This is a genomic window from Lactiplantibacillus mudanjiangensis (assembly GCF_005405385.1).
GTDB lineage: Bacteria > Bacillota > Bacilli > Lactobacillales > Lactobacillaceae > Lactiplantibacillus > Lactiplantibacillus mudanjiangensis.
In genome coordinates, this window is record NZ_BJDY01000008.1 from 16,767 (window position 1) to 37,009 (window position 20,243).

The following is a 20,243-nucleotide window of genomic DNA, read 5'->3' on the forward strand; positions in this document are numbered from 1 at the left end:
TGAAATGAACAGTAATGAACGGATTATTGATCTCTTTATCCGCTTGATGCGCGGGCAGGCCTTATCGGTAGCCGCGTTGGCAACTAAATATCATGTGACGTCGCGAACGATGCAACGTGATCTGGCGAGTATTCGCGATTTGTTGGCTGCCAGCGAACTCAACTATACGTTGGTTTATCAGCGGCAAACCAAAAAATACATCTTAACGAGTCCTAGCCAAGTCCAGTATTCATCGGTATTGGCGTTGTTAAAAATTTTGGTGGGTACTCGTGCTTTAAATAAAGTCGAGGTGAAAGCCCTGATAACGCAGCGATTAGCGTTACTTTCCGGTTCGGAACAGGCGGCTGCTAAAAAATTATTGACTAACAGTTTAACCAAATATGTCCCTGTGGGAACGGGGGTTGCGTTGTTACCGCGGTTGAAACAATTTGCAAACTGGATCGAAGCGCGCACGCCAATTAAGTTTGGCTATCGAAATAGTTTAGCAGGGCAGTTAAAAATGGGCCAGGGATTACCCGTGAGTTTATATTTTGCTGAATTTTATTTTTATGTCGTGTTATATACCGAAACCGATGATAATGTGATTTATCGATTGGACCGATTTGAAACGGTGGTCCCGGTAAAGAATAAAGCTTTACAGCAGCGGTATGATCGCAAACTGGATGAGGGGGACTTCCTCGCCAAAACGGTTTTATTAAGTGGTGGGCACGAGGTAACGTATACGTTCCGTTATTGGTCGGCACCACAAACCGCGTTAGATCGACTGCCACATTCTAAAATTATTAAGCATTGGCCTGATCACAGTGTGACCATTAAGGCGAATTCATTTGAACAAGGATCCTTGATGTGGCTACTGGGGCAAGGATCACAAGCACAAGTCTTGTCGCCACAACGGTTAGTCTCGGCCCTGCAGCAAGAGTTAGCCAAAACATTGCAGTACTACCAAGTCAAAGTGGAAAATCAAGAGGGGATTAAAGAATGAAATTAAATCAGTTGATGGGAATTTTAGGCGTGACATTAATGATAGGGACCGCTAGTCCAGTAGTCGCACCAAATGTGATTGCGCAGGCTAAAACAAAAACTACCTTAAAAACGTTTCCTAAGTCGATTCGCGGAACATGGCATATCTATAATCCAGCTGGTAGAAACTACCATGCCGTGCGTTTTACAGCGAAAGGGTTGGCGTGGCAAGAAAATGTATCGACGAGACTTGGACAACCGGATAAACTAAAAGTTCATAAATTGCCTTTTTCTGGAACTCGGAAAGCGGACAGTTGGCAGTGGGTTTTTGCAATAAAAAAACAAGGTTTTGTCAAAGTTAGTGCTTGGGATAAGACGGTCACTTTACCACCAGAGGGTTATTACCGTGTCATTCAGAAAAAATATCAAGGTAAGAAGATCCGAGTGTTACAACAAACGAATCAGTTAACCGGTCATCGGTATTATGAGTATTCTTATACAACCAAAAAATTAGCAAAACATTTTGCTAAATAACTTGATTAATAGCCATAAACTAACCGGAGTCAGTCAGTGATGGCGCCGACCGTGAAAACATCGTTAGTCCGGATGGCTTTGCCGGACTTTACGATGTGGACGACTTTTGAGACTAGTGGGTTTAGCTAGGCTTAAAAGCGAGGTGGAAGCCTGCACTTTGGCTGGAGCCGGTTCCACAGCCGGCAGAATCACTGGCTGACGTAGGTGACTAAAGTCAATGCTAGTAAGGTTCTTCACCGCCATCGTTATTTTTCAACCAGTAAATAACAGATAAAAGGCAGTGATCATCATTTTAACGATGGTCACTGCCTTTTAATTTAAAATTCTTTAACTAAGTTGTACCAAACTTCACCAGCATGATCGGAATCAGCTTGGCCTTCATTGGTGTAGCCATTTTTTTCGTAGAATGGCACTAATCGTTTTAAGCAAGTTAATGTAATGCCAACACGGTTTTGCGTTTGAGCAACGCGTGCAAATTCAGCGAGTAATTGACTGCCAAGTCCGCTACCTTGGGTACTTGGTGCGACCGCCAAACTTAAAACAGTTTGGTATTTTGCTTGAGCGGCATTAGGTTGAACCGCCTCAAATAGGTCGTCAGTAATATAGCGTTGGTCGCTAGCTGGTCCTACGATGTAACCTGCGACATGACCAGTATCATCTTTAGCCACGATAAAGGTGTCACTAATCGTCGCAATCCGCTGGGCCATGCTTGTTTCACTGGCCGCTTCATCCGGAGTGAAACCGGCTTGTTCGATGGCCATAATTTCTTTAATATCCAGCGGTTGCGCTGATGCAAAGGTAAATGTCATATTAAAAACGCCTCAATTCATTATCATTATCGATATCATAGCATGATTAGTCATTGCGATAAAGCAGCGAGCTTTTAGGATAAAGTTAACATATTGAGCGATGATTATTCGAATATAAATAATGAAAAGGTTTGCTGGTGAAAAAAGAATAATTATGTAAACGGGGCAACGCGAATGAGAAAAACGGAAAACCAGGTTGAAAAGGGTCATTTTAAGATGTATAAATCCGGGCGCTAGTGGCTTGCTAACCGCGCAAGCTGTAACTGATCAAACAATGGTTACAAACGACATCTGATCAAGACGAGACAACAACCACGCAAACAGCAGTCAAAATTTAATGAAGCGACCTTGCCACAAACGGCTGACGAGCCAAGTTGGGTCGCTGTGTTGATGGGATGGTTGGATTACGTAAACGAAGTTAAATAGCATGACTCAAAAAGCGTTTTAGCACGTTGGATGATGTTGTATAATAGAGACTAATTAAAAGCGTGTGAAAGGACTTAACCAAAATGAAAATTGGATTTATTGGAGCCGGCAATATGGGCCGCGCTATCATTGACGGCTGGCTAAAAACAAAAACAGTCGCACCAGCAGATTTATATATTCACAGTGCCCATGCGGCGAGTTATGAACCTTATGCTAAGGCTAATGGGTTACAAGCGATGGCATCGAATTTGGCTGTAGCCGAAGCGGCGGATGTTATTGTTCTAGCCGTTAAACCCAACATTGCGTTACACGTTTTGAAGAGTGTTCAACCTGCAATGACGGCTGGCAAATGGGTCATTACGATGGTTTCGGGAATTGATTTAGCCGATTATGAAACCGTTGTGGGTGCGATGCCAATCTTACGGATCATGCCAAACGTGAATGTTGCAATTGGCGCCGGCATGACGGCATTAGTCGGTAATGATGAATTGACGGCTGACCAATATGCTGCCGGACAACAACTCTTCGATGCTTTAGGCGCAACTAGTGAAATTGGCGAAAAAGATTTCAGTACGTTCTCAGCTTTAGCCGGAAGTTCACCAGCTTACATCTACTTCTTTATTGATGCGATGGCCCGTGCTGGTGTCAAACATGGCTTAGATAAAGCCACTGCAACTAAAATTGCCGCCCAAGCCACACTGGGGAGCGCCAAGATGGTCTTAGCCTCAGATAAGATTCCATTTGATCTGATTGATCAAGTTTCTTCACCAGGTGGAACGACCGTTGCTGGTTTGTTAGCGATGGAAGAGGCTGGCTTCATGACCGCGGTGGTTAAAGGGATTGATGCCACGATTGCCAAAGAACTAGGCAATGATTAACGGCGAGTTGAAGTCAATAAACCTAGTTAACTTGCAGGAATCCACTGGTTTTAAAGGTTGCAAATTTGGTCTATACCGATTATAATGTAACCAGTTAATCCAAGGAGGAATTGTTCATGAGCAAAGTATTAAAACATGCCATCATTTATACTGGTCTAGAAAAGATCGATGACGGCTATATTCGTTTCGGTAAGGAAATTGAAGCCGTTGGTCCGATGGATGAATACGTCGCCCAACCAGACGATGACATTGAATTCGTCAGTGGGAAGACCATTGTGCCTGGTTTTATCGATGTGCATAGCCACGGTGGTTATAGTTTTGATTCAATGGATGGAAATCCAGCTGAAATTAACGAAATGGTCAACGATATGGTGGCCCGTGAAGGGATTACGTCATACTTCTGTACAACTATGACCCAATCTAATGAAAACTTGGATCATTCGATGAAGGGGATCAATGAAGCAGCCAAAGAAAACCCAGTTATTCAAGGGGTTCATTTGGAAGGCCCATTCATTTCAGCAACCTTTAAAGGTGCCCAACCTGAAAAGTATATCAAGAATCCTAATGTTGAACTCTTGGACAACTGGAACAAGCTTTCTGGCGGTCGTGTTAAATTAATCACGTATGCACCAGAAGATCCAGGTTCGCGTGAATTCGAAAAGTATTGCTTGGAAAATGGTATTGTGCCATCAGTTGGTCACAGTAACGCGACCCGGGAACAATTATTAGCCAGCAAAGCGACTCATGTGACACATTTATACAATGCGCAACGTGAATTCAAGCACCGTGAACCAGGGGTTACTGGTCATGCGATGTTGGAAAACAACATGTACTGCGAATTGATCTGTGATGGATTCCATATCGTCCCTGACATGATCAACTTGGCTTATGAACAAAAGGGTGCCGATCGGTTGGAATTAGTTACCGATTCAATGCGGGCTAAGGGCGAACCTGATGGCATTAGTGAATTAGGTGGCCAAAAAGTTATCGTTAAAGATGGTCAAGCTCGTCTTGAAGAAGGTAATTTAGCTGGTTCTGTGTTAACCTATATCAATGCCTTTAAGAACGTACAAAAATTCACTGGCTGTGGCATTTTTGAAGCTGTTAAGATGTCATCAGTGAACCAAGCTAATGAATTTGGCTTAACGCGTAAGGGGACTTTGGAAGCCGGTAAAGATGCGGATATTAACGTCTTAGATGCTGACCAAGATCTCGTTGCGACGTATAGTTATGGGAAGTTAGCTACCAAATAAATCATTTAGAAGTAAGGGATGAGGACTATGAGTTCGCCAATTTATATTCAAATTCACAACCAAATTAAACAAGCCATTGAGGCTGGCCGCTGGGCGGTCGGTGACCGGATTCCATCAGAGCGTGAGCTAGCTGGTCAATTTGATGTGAGTCGAATGACGTTACGCCAAGCGATTCAAACGTTGGTTGATGAGGGGATACTAGAGCGGCGAGTGGGCGCCGGCACCTTTGTTGCCAATCAAAAAGTGCAAGAAAAGATGTCTGGGGTCACCAGCTTTACTGATCTAATGCTGGCTCAAGGAAAGGTTCCATCTAGTAAAACCATTTCTTATCATGTGACGAGTCCGTCATTATCCGAAAGTGAAAAGTTGGCGTTAGAACCCAACGAACAAGTTTTACGGATGGAACGGATTCGTTATGGGGACGATTTGCCAATTTGTTTCGAAGTGGCGACCGTACCTGAACGGTTAGTTAAGCAATTTACCAAAGAAGAAGTCACGAGTTCACTGTATCGGGCGTTAGAGGAAAAAGCCAGCTTAGTGCCAGGCAAAGCCCAACAAACGGTTTCAGCGATGTCGGCTTCGGAACGGATTGCGGAATATCTATCCGTACGGCGGGGCGATGCGTTACTCCGACTTCGGCAGATTTCATATTTACAAACGGGTGAACCGTTCGAGTACGTGCGGACCCAGTATGTCGGAAATCGGTTTGAATTTTATTTAGAAAAATAGTGTGTAAAAAAGGTGCGGTTTAAGATGTCAAAATCTTTAAACCACACTTTTTTTATTTGAAGATGAATGGTGCTAAATTTGTCACCTACGTCAGCCAGTGATTCTGCCGGCTGTGGGACCGGCTCCAGCCAAAAAACGGGCTTCCACCTCGCTTTTAAGCCTAGCTAAAACCACTAGTCTTAAAAGTCGTCCATATCGTCAGCCCGGAAAAATCATCCGGACTGACGATATTTTCACGGCCGGCGCCATCACTGGCTGACTCCGGTTAGTTCGCGAATACTAATTGATCTAGTTATCGCTATTATAGTCGAGAGTTCAATGTGGCGAACGTCAGGCGGGAAAACAAGATTCTTGGCTTAGAGTTCCTTATACTGCATTAAAATAGCTGAACCAGCCATAGTTAGAAGTAATAGGCCGCCACTGATGCCAAGATAGGGCCCCAGTTCTGAGACTTTCAAACCACCTAAGGCAACCGATTGAGCGACACCGGTAAAGTTGAGATATTTCAACCAAGTCCAATTGGATAGACTTGCCAGAATACCAATTAAGATGGGCCATAAAACAATGCCAACGGTGGCGGCTACGACTGAATTGGTTAAGACCAACATGATGACCCCTAGGCTAAAGATAACGCTAATAAAGAAGGCTACTGTTAAGGTCATATTACCAATGGTTTGTCCCAGTTTGAGTCCGCTGGTACCTAATGAACGGCCAGCTAGTTTGCCAGTAATGGCGGCTGTCCCATAGAAAATTAGAGTGAGGATAAGAATGTTACCTAGCATCATGATGAATTTACCAACAATAAAACCTAAGCGTGTAATACCAGTAATGAGCGTATTTTTATAAACTTGCTTAGAAAATTCTTGGCCGATAATAATGACAAAAATGGCAATATCAATGTAAAGCAGGACCGTTGAAGATAGGGTGGCACTTTTTAAGCCGGTTAGGACTGACCAGGCACCGTGGTTTAACCGATCCATTGTTGTATCATCGGTTGAGACCATTAGGCCACCCACACTTTCAGAACTAGTGATGAGGATGCTAAAAAGTATCGTGATCGCCAAGACAATGTAAGTCCCCCAAGTGTGTAATTGCCGGTAAGTATCGGCGCGTAATTGATTAAGCATGGGTATTGTCCTCCTTAGCAATAAGCGTGGTATAGTACTGTTCCAGCGAACCAGACTGTTGAATCAAAGCGGTAACCACAATCCCTTGACTTACAAGTAACTGATTGATGTGACCAGTGTCTGGGTGAGCCTGTGGTAACCAGATACGGTGATCATCGAGCACACTGAAGGTTTCGAAACCGGCTTGATCTAAAGTCTGACTGGCTAATTGTACTTGGTCGACCGTAATCATTAAGCCGACTCGATTCGCTTCATCAAGTTCGGCTTTGCTAAGTTGCTTGATTAAGTGACCGTGATGAATAATCCCGAAACGAGTGGCGACTTGGTATAGCTCTGATAAAATATGACTCGCAATCAGGATAGTTGTATGGCGTTCCGTATTTAACCGCGCAATGAGTTGGCGAAATTCGATAATGCCAGCTGGATCTAACCCGTTGATTGGTTCATCGAGAATTAAAAAGTCAGGTCGCGGTAAGATGGCGATCGCAAGCCCTAAACGTTGCCGTTGTCCCAGTGATAGATGTTTGGCTTTCGTATGCGTTTTTTCGGTCAGTCCCACAAACGCAATGGTTTCAGCAATTAGGTCCGGCTCCGCTAACCCATGTTGCTTGGCGGTTAAGGTTAAGTTCTGGAGTACGGTTAACCCAGGAAACGCAGCGGGACTTTCAATAATGGCTCCAGTGCGACGCAAGGCTTGTTGATAATGACCAGCATTTTCACCTAGTAACGTGATTTGACCTTGATGTAATGCGGATAAGCCAATGATCAACCGCATGAGCGTCGTTTTACCAGCGCCATTTTCGCCAATCAAGCCATAAATATCTCTCCGATTGACCGTTAAACTTAACTCGCTTAGTGCTTGGTAATGTCCAAAACGCTTGCTTACATTTTTAATCGTTAAGATTGCTTCTGACATCGTGATCCCCCCTTGATGACTAAATGATAGTTGACCTTTCTAAAACGTAGTCATAAATAAACCTTAATTAAACCTAAATTGTGGTCCACTAACGCTTCACCTATAATTAAAGGTATCAAAATCAAGGAGTCTCGTCAGCACATGCTAAAAATTTTAGTGATTGAAGATCATACGGATATTCAGGACTTGTTGCAGGCGATTTTAACGCCGCAATATCAAGTATTAACGGCCTTAGATGGTATTCAGGCGTTACAAGTGTTTAATGCGCAAACCCCGGATCTAATCATTTTAGACCTCATGTTACCTAATATAACGGGAGCAAGTGTCTTGAAAACGATCCGGAAAACATCGATGGTTCCGGTGATTGTCTTAACCGCTATTCAAGATAAAACTAACCTCGTCAAATTATTGACAGCTGGTGCGAATGATTATCTAACTAAGCCATTTGATATCGACGAGTTATTAGCTCGCATTCAGGTGCAATTACGATCACACCAGCCTCAACCAGTCGCCAGTACCAGCTTAACTTTCGGCGAGATACAGTTGAATCCGATCACGCATCAAATTATCGTTGCCGGTCAGCCACTAGTGTTGCCGAAAAAAGAATTCAATCTGTTGAAAATTATGCTGGCTCATCCCCATCAGGTCTTTGAAAAAGCCCAACTTTATGAGACGGTGTGGGGTGAACCATATGAGCATGCTGAAAATACATTGAATGTACATTTGAGTAATCTCCGCATTAAGGTCAACGAGTTGGCAGCAACGCCCCAGTATATTATTTCGGTTTGGGGGATTGGTGTCCGGTTAGTTTAGAAAGGAACATCAGCATGCAGATTATACTAGGATTTTTAGTGGTTGGTTGGCTAGTCTTATTAGCTAGTCATCTCCGACTGTGGGTTGCGGTGCGCCACTTGACCGCCGATTTGACGTATATTAATACCCATACAACCAATGCCGGCGTGACGACTACTGTGGGCTGGGGGCCCTTCAAACAGTTAACCACGGCGATGAACGTGACATTGGCACAGACGCGGGAATTACAACAAACACAGATACAACATGAACAGCGAATCGAGCAGATGTTGCTCACGTTGACGCACGATATTAAGACGCCATTGACGGTGGCAACCGGGTACGTACAATTGATTCAGCAACGGCCAACGACAGCCACAGCACCAACATTAAAGCGTATTTTGGCTAACTTGAGTTCAGTTAATTATTATTTACATTATTTGATGGATTTTAACTTAGTCCGAGCAAAAACGACGCAATTAACGATGACTAAAGTCAATTTATCGCAATTTGTGGAGCAGGAATTGTTTGGCTTTTTTGATGAATTAACGGCGAAGCCACTCATGGTGACGCCGAAAATTAGGCCGAATTTGACGCTGATAACGGATGAGTTGTTATTACGGCGAATTATTCAAAATTTAGTGGGTAACTGGTTGAAGTATGCGGTGGCGACCGCAAGTGTGACCTTGACGAAAGTCGATGCAGAACATGTGTGTTTAACTTTTGAAAATCAAACAACCACACCCGTGACGTCCACACACCCGTTGACCACGCCTTTCTATACGACCAATTCGCATGGACCAAGCGAAGGTTTGGGATTAAATATTGTGCAGTCATTAACGACCATGTTAGGCGGACGCATGCAAGTGACCACGAGTGGTGATCTGTTCAAAGTAAGCTTGACATTTCGAACGCGACCACCCAAAGTAACCATGTAAAAACGGTGTCAACTGCAAGTCGCAATTGGCACCGTTAGTCTTAAGCTTGATTTTTAGCAATCTTTTTAACGAGTCGTAAGTAACGTGGTAACACGAGCATCCGTTTGAATCGGCTGGGTTCTTTAATTAACCGATAAAGCCATTCAATATGATGATCTTGCCAGAACTTTGGGGCGCGTTTAACGGCACCGGCTAAAACATCGAAGCTACCACCAACCCCCATCCAGAGGCCAGCGACCCGGTGACGGTACTTGGCAATGAAGAACTCTTGCTTAGGAAAGCCGGTGGCAACAAAGATCATATCGGGTTTGGCGGCGGCAATCTGATTAACGACCGCATCAGCGTCTTGAAAGTAGCCATCTAAAGCCCCAGCAATCACTAATCCGGGGTAGGTGTCCTTCACTTTTTCAACGACTTGTTTTAAGACAGCCGGTTTGGCGCCTAGTAGGAAGATTCGTTGCTGGTGCTGTGCACCCCACGTTAACAAGCTGAGTAGGGTATCGTAACCAGTGATCCGTTCTGGCAACGGTGTGCCTAGTATTTGGGCCCCTTGGATGACGCCGATGCCATCGGGCGTGATGTAGTCGGCTTGGGTTAAGACCTGCTGATAATCAGGGTGTTCGCGGGCATACATTAAAATTTCTGGATTAGCGGTAACGACGAAGCGATTTTGATGCGCTAAAATGTCGGTTTGTAATTGGGTCACAAATGCCGCGTTAGTTGTATTGATAAATGGAACGTCTAAAATAGACACAGTTTTAAAAGGTGCAGACATAGGCAAGCTCACTTTCATGTTTTTTTGTCGATAATGACGGTTTTTTACAACTTTTTCGGGGCTTAGATTCAATCATTTGCTGAAAAATGATAAAATAAGCTTAACTTAATTTGAATGTAGTGTTCACAACTTACGAAATGGAGAATTAAACTCATGACTCAAATCTATCCGGATGATAGTTTTACCTTGCATACGGATGCTTATCAGATCAACATGATGCAAACTTATTGGGAACAAGGAATTCATAACCGCCACGCGGTCTTTGAAGTCTTCTTTCGGAAGATGCCGTTCCAAAATGGCTATGCCGTTTTGGCTGGTCTCGAGCGAGTAGTTAATTATATCAATAATTTGCACTTTACGGCTACCGATATCGCGTATTTACGCGAATCGCAAGCTTATTCAGAGGGCTTTTTAGATTATTTAAAGCATTTTAAGTTTGACGCCACGATTCGGTCGGCACGTGAAGGGGAGTTAGTCTTTAATAACGAGCCCATCATGCAGGTGGAAGGACCACTAGCCACTTGTCAGTTAATTGAAACGGCGTTGCTAAACATTATTAATTATCAAACGTTGATTGCCACTAAAGCGGCCCGGATCAAATCCGTCGTTGGTGAAGATGGCTTGTTAGAATTTGGGACCCGCCGCGCGCAAGAATTTGATGCCGCCATCTGGGGGACGCGCGCCGCTTACATCGGGGGCTTTGATGCCACTAGTAACGTGCGTGCAGGAAAGATTTTTGGGATTCCAATCAGTGGGACCCATGCTCATGCCTTAGTGCAAACGTACCGGAATGATTATGATGCGTTTAAAGCGTATGCGCAAACGCATCATGACTGTGTCTTCTTGGTTGATACTTACGATACTTTACGCAGTGGGGTACCGAGTGCAATCAAAGTCGCAAAAGAAATGGGCGACAAGATTAATTTCCAAGGGGTTCGGATTGATAGTGGCGATATGGCGTACTTGTCGAAACGTGTGCGGGAACAACTTGATGAAGCTGGCTTCCCCGATGCTAAGATTTATGCGTCAAATGATTTAGACGAAAAGACCATTCAAAACTTGAAGATGCAAGGGGCCAAGATCAGCGTTTGGGGTGTCGGTACCAAGCTCATCACGGCCTTTGACCAACCAGCTTTAGGGGCTGTTTATAAGATGGTTTCGATTGAGGATGAACATGGCAAGATGGTTGATACGATCAAGCTATCTAATAATGCCGAAAAAGTTTCTACCCCAGGGCGCAAACAGATTTGGCGGATCACCAAACGAGCTGATGCGAAATCCGAAGGGGACTACGTGACGCTCTATGATGAAGATCCACGCAACGAGCCATCCATTTACATGTTCCATCCGAGCTACACGTATATCAACAAAACGGTTAGTGACTTTGATGCCCGGCCAGTCTTGATCTCGATTTACGATCAAGGTGAACAAGTCTATGATTTACCGGCCTTGGATGCGATTAAGCAATATGCTTATGAGAGTTTAGATTCCTTATGGGATGAATATAAACGGGATTTAAATCCACAAGATTATCCGGTTGATTTGTCACAAAAGTTGTATGATCACAAGATGAACATTATCCATTCCGTCCGGGATTGGGTAAGCAAGAAAGATTATTAGGAGGAATTTGACCGATGCGGCCACTACAAACTGAAATTATTAATGCGTTACACGTTGCGCCAACGATTGATCCAAAAACAGAAATCCGGCGTAGTATCGACTTTTTAAAAGCCTATCTTAAGAAGAATACCTTTTTAAAGACCTATGTCTTAGGCATTTCGGGTGGCCAAGATTCAACCTTAGCCGGTAAATTAACCCAAATGGCCATTAGTGAAATGCGGGCGGAAACCGGCGATGACGATTATCAATTTATCGCTGTGCGCTTGCCTTACGGTGATCAAGCTGATGAAGCGGATGCCATGGATGCCATTAAATTCATGGATGCTGATGTCGTTAATCGAGTGGATATTAAAGGTGCCACCGATGCGATGGTGGCTGCACTTGAAGCTAACGATTTAACGATTCGTGATTTTAACAAGGGTAATATCAAAGCCCGTCAACGCATGATCGTGCAATACGGTATCGCTGGCGAACGCCAAGGAGCCGTTGTTGGAACTGACCATGCTGCCGAAGCTGTGACTGGTTTTTATACCAAGTATGGTGACGGTGGTGCCGATATTGTGCCATTGTATCGGTTAGACAAACGCCAAGGTCGCGCGATGTTGGCTGAATTACAAGCACCCGAACACCTCTATCAAAAAGTTCCAACTGCTGATCTAGAAGAAGATCGGCCAGCGCTACCTGATGAAGTGGCATTGGGAGTACACTATGATGACATCGATGACTATCTTGAAGGTAAGTCAGTTGATGATGCTGCCGCGGAAAAGATTGAAGCTTGGTATTTGAAGACGGCCCACAAGCGTCATGCGGCCATTAGTGTCTTTGATGATTTCTGGAAATAAATAATAGTTAATATTAGTAGACAGTAATATCGGTATCCGTTATACTAATCGTATAATCATAAGGGAGTAACTAGCAGATTAGTCTGCGGCAATGTCGTCAACAAGAAACCAATCCGGTATTGTCTTAAATAGTGAGACTTATGTATGTTCACACATTTTGCGTGCATACATGAGTCTCATTTTCTATATCTAGAAGATGAGACTCAGATGCGGGAGGAGAGATCATATGTCAAAACCAAAGTACCAGCAGTCTTTGCCAGCTATTTATCAGGAATTAGGTACTAATCAACAAGGGCTGTCACAAGCCGAAGCTAAGGCTCGATTAGAAAAGTATGGACACAACGCGCTGAATCAACAAAAATCAACGACGTTAGTGCAAAAGTTTTTGGCTCAGTTTAAAGATTTCATGATTATTGTCTTGTTGGCGGCCGCGTTAATTGCAGCTTTTACGGGTGAAGTAGTCGATGCCGTCATTATTTTACTAGTTGTTGTCTTAAACGCGGTATTTGGGGTTTTCCAAGAGGCAAAAGCCGAAGAAGCCATCAATGCGCTAAAAGAAATGGCCGCACCGGATGCTACCGTCTTACGTGATGGCGAGTTACAAACGGTTAAGAGTGACGAATTAGTCCCCGGGGATGTCGTCACGTTAGAAGCTGGGGATATCGTCCCAGCTGATTTGCGGTTATTAGAGAGTGCCTCGCTAAAAGTTGAAGAATCGGCGTTAACCGGGGAATCAGTACCGGTTGAAAAAGACGCCAATATGATTTTAAGTGATGATGAATTAGCGATCGGGGACCGATTGAACCTAGCTTACATGAACAGTAACGTGACGTATGGCCGTGCGACTGGGATGGTAGTAGCAACCGGGATGCAGACCGAAGTTGGCCGGATTGCTGGCATGATCGAAGCGGCCGATGAAACGACCACACCACTGCAAGCGAACTTAATGCAACTTGGAAAGTCGTTGACGATTTTAATTTTAATCATCGCGGCGGTTGTCTTTGGGATTGGGATGTTGCGTGGTAGTGAAAGCTTAGTTAATATGCTTTTAACAGCCATATCTTTAGCTGTGGCGGCCATTCCAGAAGGACTGCCAGCCATTGTCACGATTACGTTGGCATTAGGGACGCAACGGATGGCCAAGCGTCATGCATTAGTCCGAAAATTACCCGCAGTGGAAACCTTGGGGAGTACCGATATTATCGCCTCTGATAAAACCGGGACGTTAACGCAAAATAAAATGACGGTTGAAAAACTGTATGTGAACCAACAGTTGGTGGACGCCCATACGGCTGATTTAGCCACCGATAGTACGTTAGCACAAGTGATGATTTTAAGTAATGATACGAAGATCATGGCTGACGGTTTGGCTGGTGATCCAACGGAAACGGCCTTGGTGCAATATAACTTGGATCAAGGTTATCCAGTCAACCAATTATTAACCGATCGACCACGGGTTAGTGAAGTGCCATTTGATTCGGAACGGAAGTTGATGTCAACGGTTCATCCATTGGCGAATGGGCAATTTTTAGTTGCCGTCAAAGGGGCCCCGGATGAATTACTCAAACGCGTGACTCAAGTAGAAGTTGATGGTCAACCAACGGCCTTTACAAAGCCATTGCGTGATCAAATTTTAGCGACCAATCATGACTTAGCGACGCAAGCGTTACGAGTGCTTGCGTTTGCTTACAAAGTGATCGATGTCGTACCAACAACGGTTAACTCAGAAACATTAGAAAACGACTTGGTCTTTGCCGGCATGGTCGGGATGATTGATCCAGAACGGCCAGAAGTTGAACAAGCTGTGGCTGAAGCAAAATCAGCTGGGATTCGCCCATTAATGATCACTGGGGATCACCGTGATACTGCCGAAGCCATTGCCGCTCGCTTAGGGATTATTGAGGCCGGTGATGATGCCGCCGTAATTACCGGTGCGGAACTCGATGCGATGAGTGATGCGGAATTTGGTAAAAAAGTTGGTGACTATTCGGTTTATGCTCGGGTTGCACCAGAACATAAAGTGCGAATCGTCAATGCTTGGCAGAAACGCGGTAAAGTCGTTGCCATGACGGGTGATGGCGTGAATGATGCGCCAGCTTTAAAAGCCGCCGATATCGGGATCGGGATGGGAATTACCGGGACCGAAGTCTCTAAGGGGGCCAGTGATATGGTTCTGGCCGATGATAACTTCGCCACAATCGTGGTTGCCGTTGAAGAAGGTCGTAAAGTTTTCGCCAATATTCAAAAAGCGATTCAATACCTCTTGTCTGCCAACTTAGGGGAAGTCTTAACGTTGTTCATGATGACCATGCTTGGCTGGCAAATTTTAGCACCGGTGCATATCTTGTGGATTAACTTAGTGACTGATACGTTACCAGCCATTGCGCTGGGGGTTGAACCAACTGAAAAGAATAGCATGGATCAAAAGCCTCGAGGTCGGCAATCGAACTTCTTCTCCGGTGGGGTCTTCTCAAGTATTATCTATCAAGGATTGCTTGAAGGGGGCTTAACGTTATTTGTTTACTGGATTGCGATTACTTACCCAGTACATGCTAACGCTAGCTTAGCCCATGCGGATGCCTTAACGATGGCATTTGCGACCTTAGGGCTGATTCAGTTGTTCCATGCGTTCAACTCGAAATCGATTCATGGGTCCTTATTCACGGTCGGCTTGTTCCGTAACAAGTTCTTCAACTGGGCCATCTTGATTGCCTTTGCGCTACTTGCAATGACAATCGTAGTCCCTGGTTTTAATGACTTGTTCCATGTCACGCACTTGGATGCGTTCCAGTGGGCGATCGTGGCTGCTGCCGGAATCGCGATGGTTGTGATTGTCGAAATTGTGAAATTCATCCAACGGCGTGTGTTAAAATAAGACTAATCTTTAACTAACGTCTGCGGACAGAAAAGAGTTTATAACATGAAGAAAACCAGTATGGCAACTTATATGCCAGTATTGACTAAAGTGATTGAAACGACTGAAAAGATGGGCGAACAAATGAATCCATCTTTTGAAAAAATTCGCAAAGCTATTGATGACGGCACGGTTGATAAAATGGTTCCCGCTGAATTCAATGATATTCAAATGGAATTCACTGATGGGACTGAACAATATCAACAAAACTTGGCAAACTTGAAAAAGGTCCAAGCACCGGCCCGGTTAATCGGGAAACATCGTAATTTAGTCGCTGCGTATGAAAAATATGTTGAAGCTTGTGCCGCAATGACGGCCAGCTTGAATATTGAAACGACAACGGTTGATGTTGACGCGTTCAATCAAGCCGAAAAAGATCAAGAAACCTCGATGGATCATGTGTCTAATGATGTGCAACGGATCATGGCAATGGTGATGTAAAGAGTGGAACAAAAGGCGGGTTGCGACCGAGCATAGCCTAGACTAACGATTGATTGTGGGTTTTCAATCGGTCGTTAGTCGTAGCTAAGCGGAGGGCGCAGCCTTTTGTTGCACGTTTCAGCAAATAAGGTAGAAAAGAGTCTGAATTTTTTCAGGCTCTTTTTAGTTGCACTAATTTTTAGTGTCAAAATGTGATCTAGCAGGCGACTTGTTCCACTTACTAGATCACTCTTGGTTTTTCTTTCGCAAAAAATTCAACCGACACGCGTATAATATAGTAGATAAGCTAAAAGATTGGGTGGAATATATGGATAATCAGATTTTAGATTTAGTCGCCAAAACCATGACGACCTTAAAACCACAACAAATTAAAGCCGTCCTCAGTTTGATGGACGAAGGCAATACGGTGCCGTTTATTGCGCGGTATCGAAAAGAACGTACTGGCGATCTCGATGAAGTTGAGATTCGAGACATTAAAGCCAATTACGATCGCTTGGCTGCCTTAGAGAGTCGTAAAGCTGATGTCATTAAGATTATTGAGGAGCAACAACATCTAACACCAGCATTGAAGCAAGCAATTTTAAAAGCTGACAAGTTACAAACGGTCGAAGATCTGTATTTGCCATATAAACAAAAACGGCAAACGAAAGCCACGGTCGCCAAAGCCGCTGGGCTACAACCGTTGGCAGCTTGGTTATTGCGTTTTCCACAAAGTGATGTGCGTGTTCAAGCGCAACAATATGTGAATGCTGATAAAGATGTCGCCGATGCGGATGCTGCTTTAGCTGGTGCACACGAAATTTTAGCCGAAGCTTTTGGTGAAAATGCGCAACTTCGTGACTGGGTCCGTAACTATACGCGGAATAAAGGGTCCCTGGTCGTTAAGGTGAAGTCTAAAGGTAAAGCACTCGACGAACAAGGCGTTTACCAACAATATTACGATTTTACGAGTACCTTAAAACAATTAGTCTCGTATCGGGTATTGGCCATCAACCGTGGGGAAAAAGAAAAAGTCCTGCGGGTAAGTTTAGATGTGGATCAAGCCGGTATTGATCGTTATTTGCATTTCCGGTTTATTGGTCAACACCAAGGCCCAGCCGTTGCGGTCGTTGAGGCGGCTTACCAAGATGCCTATAAACGCTTTATTGCGCCTGCCATTGAACGGGAATTACGTAATGAATTGAGCGATGCGGCCAATGAACAAGCTATCAATGTCTTTGGGGATAACTTGTATCACTTGTTGATGCAAGCCCCATTAAAAGGCCGGGTTGTGCTTGGTTTTGATCCAGCTTACCGGACTGGTTGTAAATTAGCAGTGATGGATGCCAATGGGAAGTTCTTGGATAAATTGGTGATTTATCCGCATAAACCAGCCCCAACGGCGAAACGTGAAGCGGCGGCGGGTGAATTTAAAGCCTTCCTTGAAAAGTATCAGGTTGAGATGATTGCGATTGGGAATGGGACTGCGTCACGTGAATCTGAAGAGTTCGTGGTGAACGTGTTGAAAACGTTGGATCGTCCCGTTTATTATGTCATCGTCAATGAAGCGGGGGCCTCGGTGTACTCCGCTAGTGACAATGCCCGGGCCGAATTCCCAGACTTGCATGTGGAACAACGCAGTGCCATCAGTATTGGTCGGCGCCTGCAAGATCCATTGGCAGAACTCATCAAGATTGATCCGCAAGCGGTTGGGGTTGGGCAATACCAACATGATGTGCCTCAAAAGGCCTTGAATGCCCAATTAGACGTCGTCATTGAAACGGCAGTTAATCAGGTTGGGGTTAATTTAAACACGGCTAGTCCTGAATTATTAACGCACATTTCGGGCTTGTCGAAGACGATTGCCCAAAACGTGGTGGCTTATCGAAATGATAACGGTGAATTCAGTAGTCGCCCACAATTGAAGAAAGTGCCACGCTTAGGACCTAAGGCTTATGAACAAGCGGTTGGGTTCTTACGGATTATTCATGGTCGCAATGTTTTTGATAATACCGATATTCATCCTGAAAGTTATCCGGCAGCCAAAGCGTTACTAGCGGCAGCTAAGTTGGAAACTAAGGATGTCGGGACCCCGGCAGCGCAATCCTTGAATCAAGTTGATTTAACAGCGGTTGCTAGTGAAACCGGGGTTGGTGAATTAACGTTGAAAGATATCGTGGCTAGTTTGCAAAAACCAGGTCGCGATGTTCGGGATACCATGCCAGCGCCACTCTTACGTCAAGATGTCTTGAAGATGGCCGATTTAAAACCAGGCATGCAATTACAAGGAACGGTACGTAACGTCGTCGACTTTGGCGCCTTTGTCGATATTGGTGTTAAACAAGATGGGTTAGTGCACGTGTCGAAGTTAACCGATAAATTCTTGAAAGATCCCCGGCAAGCGGTCGCAGTTGGTGATATTGTTACTGTCTGGGTCGAAGAATTTGATGAACAACGACAACGAATTGCCTTAACCATGATTGCGCCTAAGGATCAGGACCATGACCAACACTGAGTTACAACACTTAGTTGAACAGTTATCGTTGACAGTGTTTAAACGCCCGTTTAAGCATCAGGCGACGTTTAATGCACGCTTGCGAACGACTGGTGGCCGCTACCAATTAGAGAGCCATAACATTGATATTAATCCGAAGATGTTGACGGATTTTGATGAAGCCATCTTAATTGGGGTGATCAAACATGAGTTGTGCCACTACCATTTGCATTTAGCCGGTCGTGGTTATCGCCATCGTGATCGTGCCTTTAAACAGTTGCTAGCGCATGTCGGTGGTTCACGGTATGCGCCAACACCGAAAACGGGGGCAGCGGCCAGACCGGCTAAATATGTGTATCAATGTCAAGATTGTGGTCAAACGTATCCGCGTAAACGCCGACTTGATACGAAACGCTATACGTGTGGTCGCTGTCATGGACCAATCAAGTTGATGTGAAAAGGTTTGCTTATCATCAGGGGATTCGATAGAATGAATTAACTATTAAGAAATTTGGAGGGTGCATCGAATGGAAACAATCAAGATTGGGATTGTGGGTCTCGGAACAGTCGGGACCGGCGTCGCTAAAATGTTACAAGCCCATCAAGCCAAGATTTCTGAGATTACCGGGCGTAATCTCGAACTTGCTTGTGTGGTCGTGCATAACTTAAAGAAACATCAAACTGCTGACTTAGGGGATGTCCAATTGACCGATCAGATTGATACCTTGATCGATGACCCGGAAATCCAAATTATGGTCGAAGTCATGGGGTCAATTCATCCCGCTAAAGAATATATCACGCGGGCCTTGCAAGCTGGTAAGCATGTGGTTACTGCGAATAAGGATTTGATTGCCCAATATGGTCGTGAATTGGTCCAAATTGCGCGTGAAAATCATCGTGATCTGTTCTATGAAGCCAGCGTTGCTGGTGGAATTCCCATTTTACGGACGATTGATAACAGTTTTGCTGCCGATAAGATTCAGCGTGTCATGGGAATCGTCAATGGAACGACCAACTACATCATGACGCAGATGCTAACCAAACACTGGTCATATGATCAAGCCTTGAGTTCAGCGCAAGATTTAGGCTTTGCAGAAAGTGATCCAACTAATGATGTCGAAGGGATTGATGCCGCGTACAAGATGATTATCTTGACGCAATTTGCCTTTGGGATGAGTTTGTCGATGGATCATGTCCAAGTACAAGGGATTACCAGTATTAGTTCCGAAGATATTGCTGAAGCCCAACAACTTGGTTATACGATTAAGTTGCTAGGGATCGCCGAAGAAGTTGACGACCGAATTGCTGTTTCAGTGGGTCCTGTCTTAGTGTCAGATCAACATCCCTTAGCAACGGTGCAAAATGAAAATAACGCTGTGATGGTTACGGGGACAGCCGTGGGCGATACGATGTTTTATGGCCCCGGTGCCGGTGAATTGCCAACGGCCAATAGTGTGTTGAGTGATATTACGACGGTCACGAAGAATATTGCCTTGAATACGACTGGGAATACGTTTAACTCGTATCGCCAAGAGACGGTCTTAGCCATGCCAACTGATGTGGTTTACCCCCATTTCATTGCGTTGAAGATGCGTGATGTTCCTGGGATGATGATGCGGTTAACCGAAATCATGACCAAAGCACAAGTGTCATTCAGTCGGATTATCCAAAATCAACTCGGTGATGGCAATGCGCGCGTGGTGATTATTACCCATGCGATGAATGATCAACAATTGGCCGATATTACCGCGGCAATTGGTGACCAAGATAATATGCAATTGTTAGCCAGTTACAAAGTTTTAAAGAACGCGTAGGT

General features: G+C 44.6%; 18 protein-coding genes. 14 read left to right on the plus strand and 4 right to left on the minus strand.

Annotated features, from left to right (window positions below):
* Window positions 1-4 precede the first annotated feature (4 nt).
* Both FFM84_RS15380 and FFM84_RS15385 read left to right on the plus strand, forming a co-directional pair.
* Window positions 5-982 carry a helix-turn-helix transcriptional regulator gene (locus FFM84_RS15380; protein WP_165450258.1) on the plus strand — a complete coding sequence of 326 codons (978 nt, stop codon included), beginning with the start codon at window positions 5-7 and terminating at the stop codon, window positions 980-982.
* On the plus strand, window positions 979-1,494 hold the full coding sequence (locus tag FFM84_RS15385) for a hypothetical protein (protein WP_130843926.1): 516 nt from the start codon (window positions 979-981) through the stop codon (window positions 1,492-1,494). Before FFM84_RS15380 ends, FFM84_RS15385 begins: the two co-directional genes overlap by 4 nt.
* A 317-nt stretch (window positions 1,495-1,811) precedes the next feature.
* Here the strand turns inward: FFM84_RS15385 and FFM84_RS15390 are convergent, their stop codons facing one another.
* Window positions 1,812-2,303: a GNAT family N-acetyltransferase gene (locus FFM84_RS15390; protein ID WP_130843927.1), complete on the minus strand. Its 492-nt coding sequence runs from the start codon at window positions 2,301-2,303 to the stop codon at window positions 1,812-1,814.
* 509 nt (window positions 2,304-2,812) lie between these two features.
* Here FFM84_RS15390 and proC point away from each other — a divergent pair.
* The 3 genes from proC to FFM84_RS15405 all read left to right on the plus strand — a co-directional run bounded on the left by proC (window position 2,813) and on the right by FFM84_RS15405 (window position 5,589).
* A complete protein-coding gene (proC, locus tag FFM84_RS15395) occupies window positions 2,813-3,607 on the plus strand; it encodes a pyrroline-5-carboxylate reductase (protein WP_130843928.1) in 795 nt (264 codons plus the stop codon).
* Window positions 3,608-3,723: 116 nt separating this feature from the next.
* Window positions 3,724-4,860: an N-acetylglucosamine-6-phosphate deacetylase gene (nagA, locus tag FFM84_RS15400; RefSeq protein WP_130843929.1), complete on the plus strand. Its 1,137-nt coding sequence runs from the start codon at window positions 3,724-3,726 to the stop codon at window positions 4,858-4,860.
* A gap of 27 nt (window positions 4,861-4,887) precedes the next feature.
* The gene (locus FFM84_RS15405) at window positions 4,888-5,589 is read left to right on the plus strand and encodes a GntR family transcriptional regulator (RefSeq protein ID WP_130843930.1); all 702 of its coding nucleotides are present in this window, start codon (window positions 4,888-4,890) and stop codon (window positions 5,587-5,589) included.
* A 356-nt stretch (window positions 5,590-5,945) separates the two neighbouring features.
* Here FFM84_RS15405 and FFM84_RS16250 read toward each other — a convergent pair whose 3' ends face one another.
* Both FFM84_RS16250 and FFM84_RS15415 read right to left on the minus strand, forming a co-directional pair.
* On the minus strand, window positions 5,946-6,716 hold the full coding sequence (locus tag FFM84_RS16250; protein ID WP_174795764.1) for an ABC transporter permease: 771 nt from the start codon (window positions 6,714-6,716) through the stop codon (window positions 5,946-5,948).
* On the minus strand, window positions 6,709-7,632 hold the full coding sequence (locus tag FFM84_RS15415; RefSeq protein WP_130843931.1) for an ABC transporter ATP-binding protein: 924 nt from the start codon (window positions 7,630-7,632) through the stop codon (window positions 6,709-6,711). The genes FFM84_RS16250 and FFM84_RS15415 overlap by 8 nt, the downstream gene beginning before the upstream one ends.
* 141 nt (window positions 7,633-7,773) lie before the next feature.
* Between FFM84_RS15415 and FFM84_RS15420 the strand changes: the two genes are divergently transcribed.
* Complete coding sequence (locus tag FFM84_RS15420; RefSeq protein WP_130843932.1) at window positions 7,774-8,445, plus strand: response regulator transcription factor; 672 nt, start codon at window positions 7,774-7,776, stop codon at window positions 8,443-8,445.
* A 14-nt stretch (window positions 8,446-8,459) separates the two neighbouring features.
* A complete protein-coding gene (locus FFM84_RS15425; protein WP_130843933.1) occupies window positions 8,460-9,362 on the plus strand; it encodes a sensor histidine kinase in 903 nt (300 codons plus the stop codon).
* Between the two features lie 40 nt (window positions 9,363-9,402).
* Here FFM84_RS15425 and FFM84_RS15430 read toward each other — a convergent pair whose 3' ends face one another.
* The gene (locus FFM84_RS15430; protein ID WP_130843934.1) at window positions 9,403-10,137 is read right to left on the minus strand and encodes a WecB/TagA/CpsF family glycosyltransferase; all 735 of its coding nucleotides are present in this window, start codon (window positions 10,135-10,137) and stop codon (window positions 9,403-9,405) included.
* Between the two features lie 153 nt (window positions 10,138-10,290).
* Between FFM84_RS15430 and FFM84_RS15435 the strand changes: the two genes are divergently transcribed.
* From FFM84_RS15435 to FFM84_RS15465, 7 genes are all read left to right on the plus strand, one after another.
* A complete protein-coding gene (locus tag FFM84_RS15435) occupies window positions 10,291-11,757 on the plus strand; it encodes a nicotinate phosphoribosyltransferase (protein ID WP_130843935.1) in 1,467 nt (488 codons plus the stop codon).
* Between the two features lie 14 nt (window positions 11,758-11,771).
* Window positions 11,772-12,599, plus strand: a complete 828-nt coding sequence (gene nadE / locus FFM84_RS15440; RefSeq protein ID WP_130843936.1) for an NAD(+) synthase — start codon at window positions 11,772-11,774, stop codon at window positions 12,597-12,599.
* A 226-nt stretch (window positions 12,600-12,825) separates the two neighbouring features.
* Window positions 12,826-15,474, plus strand: a complete 2,649-nt coding sequence (locus tag FFM84_RS15445; RefSeq protein WP_130843937.1) for a cation-translocating P-type ATPase — start codon at window positions 12,826-12,828, stop codon at window positions 15,472-15,474.
* A gap of 45 nt (window positions 15,475-15,519) precedes the next feature.
* Window positions 15,520-15,954, plus strand: coding sequence for a hypothetical protein (locus FFM84_RS15450; RefSeq protein ID WP_130843938.1), 435 nt, complete (start codon window positions 15,520-15,522; stop codon window positions 15,952-15,954).
* Between the two features lie 307 nt (window positions 15,955-16,261).
* Window positions 16,262-18,448 carry a Tex family protein gene (locus FFM84_RS15455; protein ID WP_130843939.1) on the plus strand — a complete coding sequence of 729 codons (2,187 nt, stop codon included), beginning with the start codon at window positions 16,262-16,264 and terminating at the stop codon, window positions 18,446-18,448.
* On the plus strand, window positions 18,435-18,884 hold the full coding sequence (locus FFM84_RS15460) for a SprT family protein (protein ID WP_130843940.1): 450 nt from the start codon (window positions 18,435-18,437) through the stop codon (window positions 18,882-18,884). The genes FFM84_RS15455 and FFM84_RS15460 overlap by 14 nt, the downstream gene beginning before the upstream one ends.
* A gap of 70 nt (window positions 18,885-18,954) precedes the next feature.
* Complete coding sequence (locus FFM84_RS15465) at window positions 18,955-20,241, plus strand: homoserine dehydrogenase (RefSeq protein WP_130843941.1); 1,287 nt, start codon at window positions 18,955-18,957, stop codon at window positions 20,239-20,241.
* Window positions 20,242-20,243: the final 2 nt, after the last annotated feature.

What these genes read in the sequence shown, in the direction of transcription:
- FFM84_RS15380 (WP_165450258.1), top strand. Translation starts at nt 5, where the DNA reads ATGAACAGTAATGAACGGATTATTGATCTCTTTATCCGCTTGATGCGC.
- FFM84_RS15385 (WP_130843926.1), top strand. Translation starts at nt 979, where the DNA reads ATGAAATTAAATCAGTTGATGGGAATTTTAGGCGTGACATTAATGATA.
- FFM84_RS15390 (WP_130843927.1), bottom strand. Translation starts at nt 2,303, where the DNA reads ATGACATTTACCTTTGCATCAGCGCAACCGCTGGATATTAAAGAAATT.
- proC (WP_130843928.1), top strand. Translation starts at nt 2,813, where the DNA reads ATGAAAATTGGATTTATTGGAGCCGGCAATATGGGCCGCGCTATCATT.
- nagA (WP_130843929.1), top strand. Translation starts at nt 3,724, where the DNA reads ATGAGCAAAGTATTAAAACATGCCATCATTTATACTGGTCTAGAAAAG.
- FFM84_RS15405 (WP_130843930.1), top strand. Translation starts at nt 4,888, where the DNA reads ATGAGTTCGCCAATTTATATTCAAATTCACAACCAAATTAAACAAGCC.
- FFM84_RS16250 (WP_174795764.1), bottom strand. Translation starts at nt 6,716, where the DNA reads ATGCTTAATCAATTACGCGCCGATACTTACCGGCAATTACACACTTGG.
- FFM84_RS15415 (WP_130843931.1), bottom strand. Translation starts at nt 7,632, where the DNA reads ATGTCAGAAGCAATCTTAACGATTAAAAATGTAAGCAAGCGTTTTGGA.
- FFM84_RS15420 (WP_130843932.1), top strand. Translation starts at nt 7,774, where the DNA reads ATGCTAAAAATTTTAGTGATTGAAGATCATACGGATATTCAGGACTTG.
- FFM84_RS15425 (WP_130843933.1), top strand. Translation starts at nt 8,460, where the DNA reads ATGCAGATTATACTAGGATTTTTAGTGGTTGGTTGGCTAGTCTTATTA.
- FFM84_RS15430 (WP_130843934.1), bottom strand. Translation starts at nt 10,137, where the DNA reads ATGTCTGCACCTTTTAAAACTGTGTCTATTTTAGACGTTCCATTTATC.
- FFM84_RS15435 (WP_130843935.1), top strand. Translation starts at nt 10,291, where the DNA reads ATGACTCAAATCTATCCGGATGATAGTTTTACCTTGCATACGGATGCT.
- nadE (WP_130843936.1), top strand. Translation starts at nt 11,772, where the DNA reads ATGCGGCCACTACAAACTGAAATTATTAATGCGTTACACGTTGCGCCA.
- FFM84_RS15445 (WP_130843937.1), top strand. Translation starts at nt 12,826, where the DNA reads ATGTCAAAACCAAAGTACCAGCAGTCTTTGCCAGCTATTTATCAGGAA.
- FFM84_RS15450 (WP_130843938.1), top strand. Translation starts at nt 15,520, where the DNA reads ATGAAGAAAACCAGTATGGCAACTTATATGCCAGTATTGACTAAAGTG.
- FFM84_RS15455 (WP_130843939.1), top strand. Translation starts at nt 16,262, where the DNA reads ATGGATAATCAGATTTTAGATTTAGTCGCCAAAACCATGACGACCTTA.
- FFM84_RS15460 (WP_130843940.1), top strand. Translation starts at nt 18,435, where the DNA reads ATGACCAACACTGAGTTACAACACTTAGTTGAACAGTTATCGTTGACA.
- FFM84_RS15465 (WP_130843941.1), top strand. Translation starts at nt 18,955, where the DNA reads ATGGAAACAATCAAGATTGGGATTGTGGGTCTCGGAACAGTCGGGACC.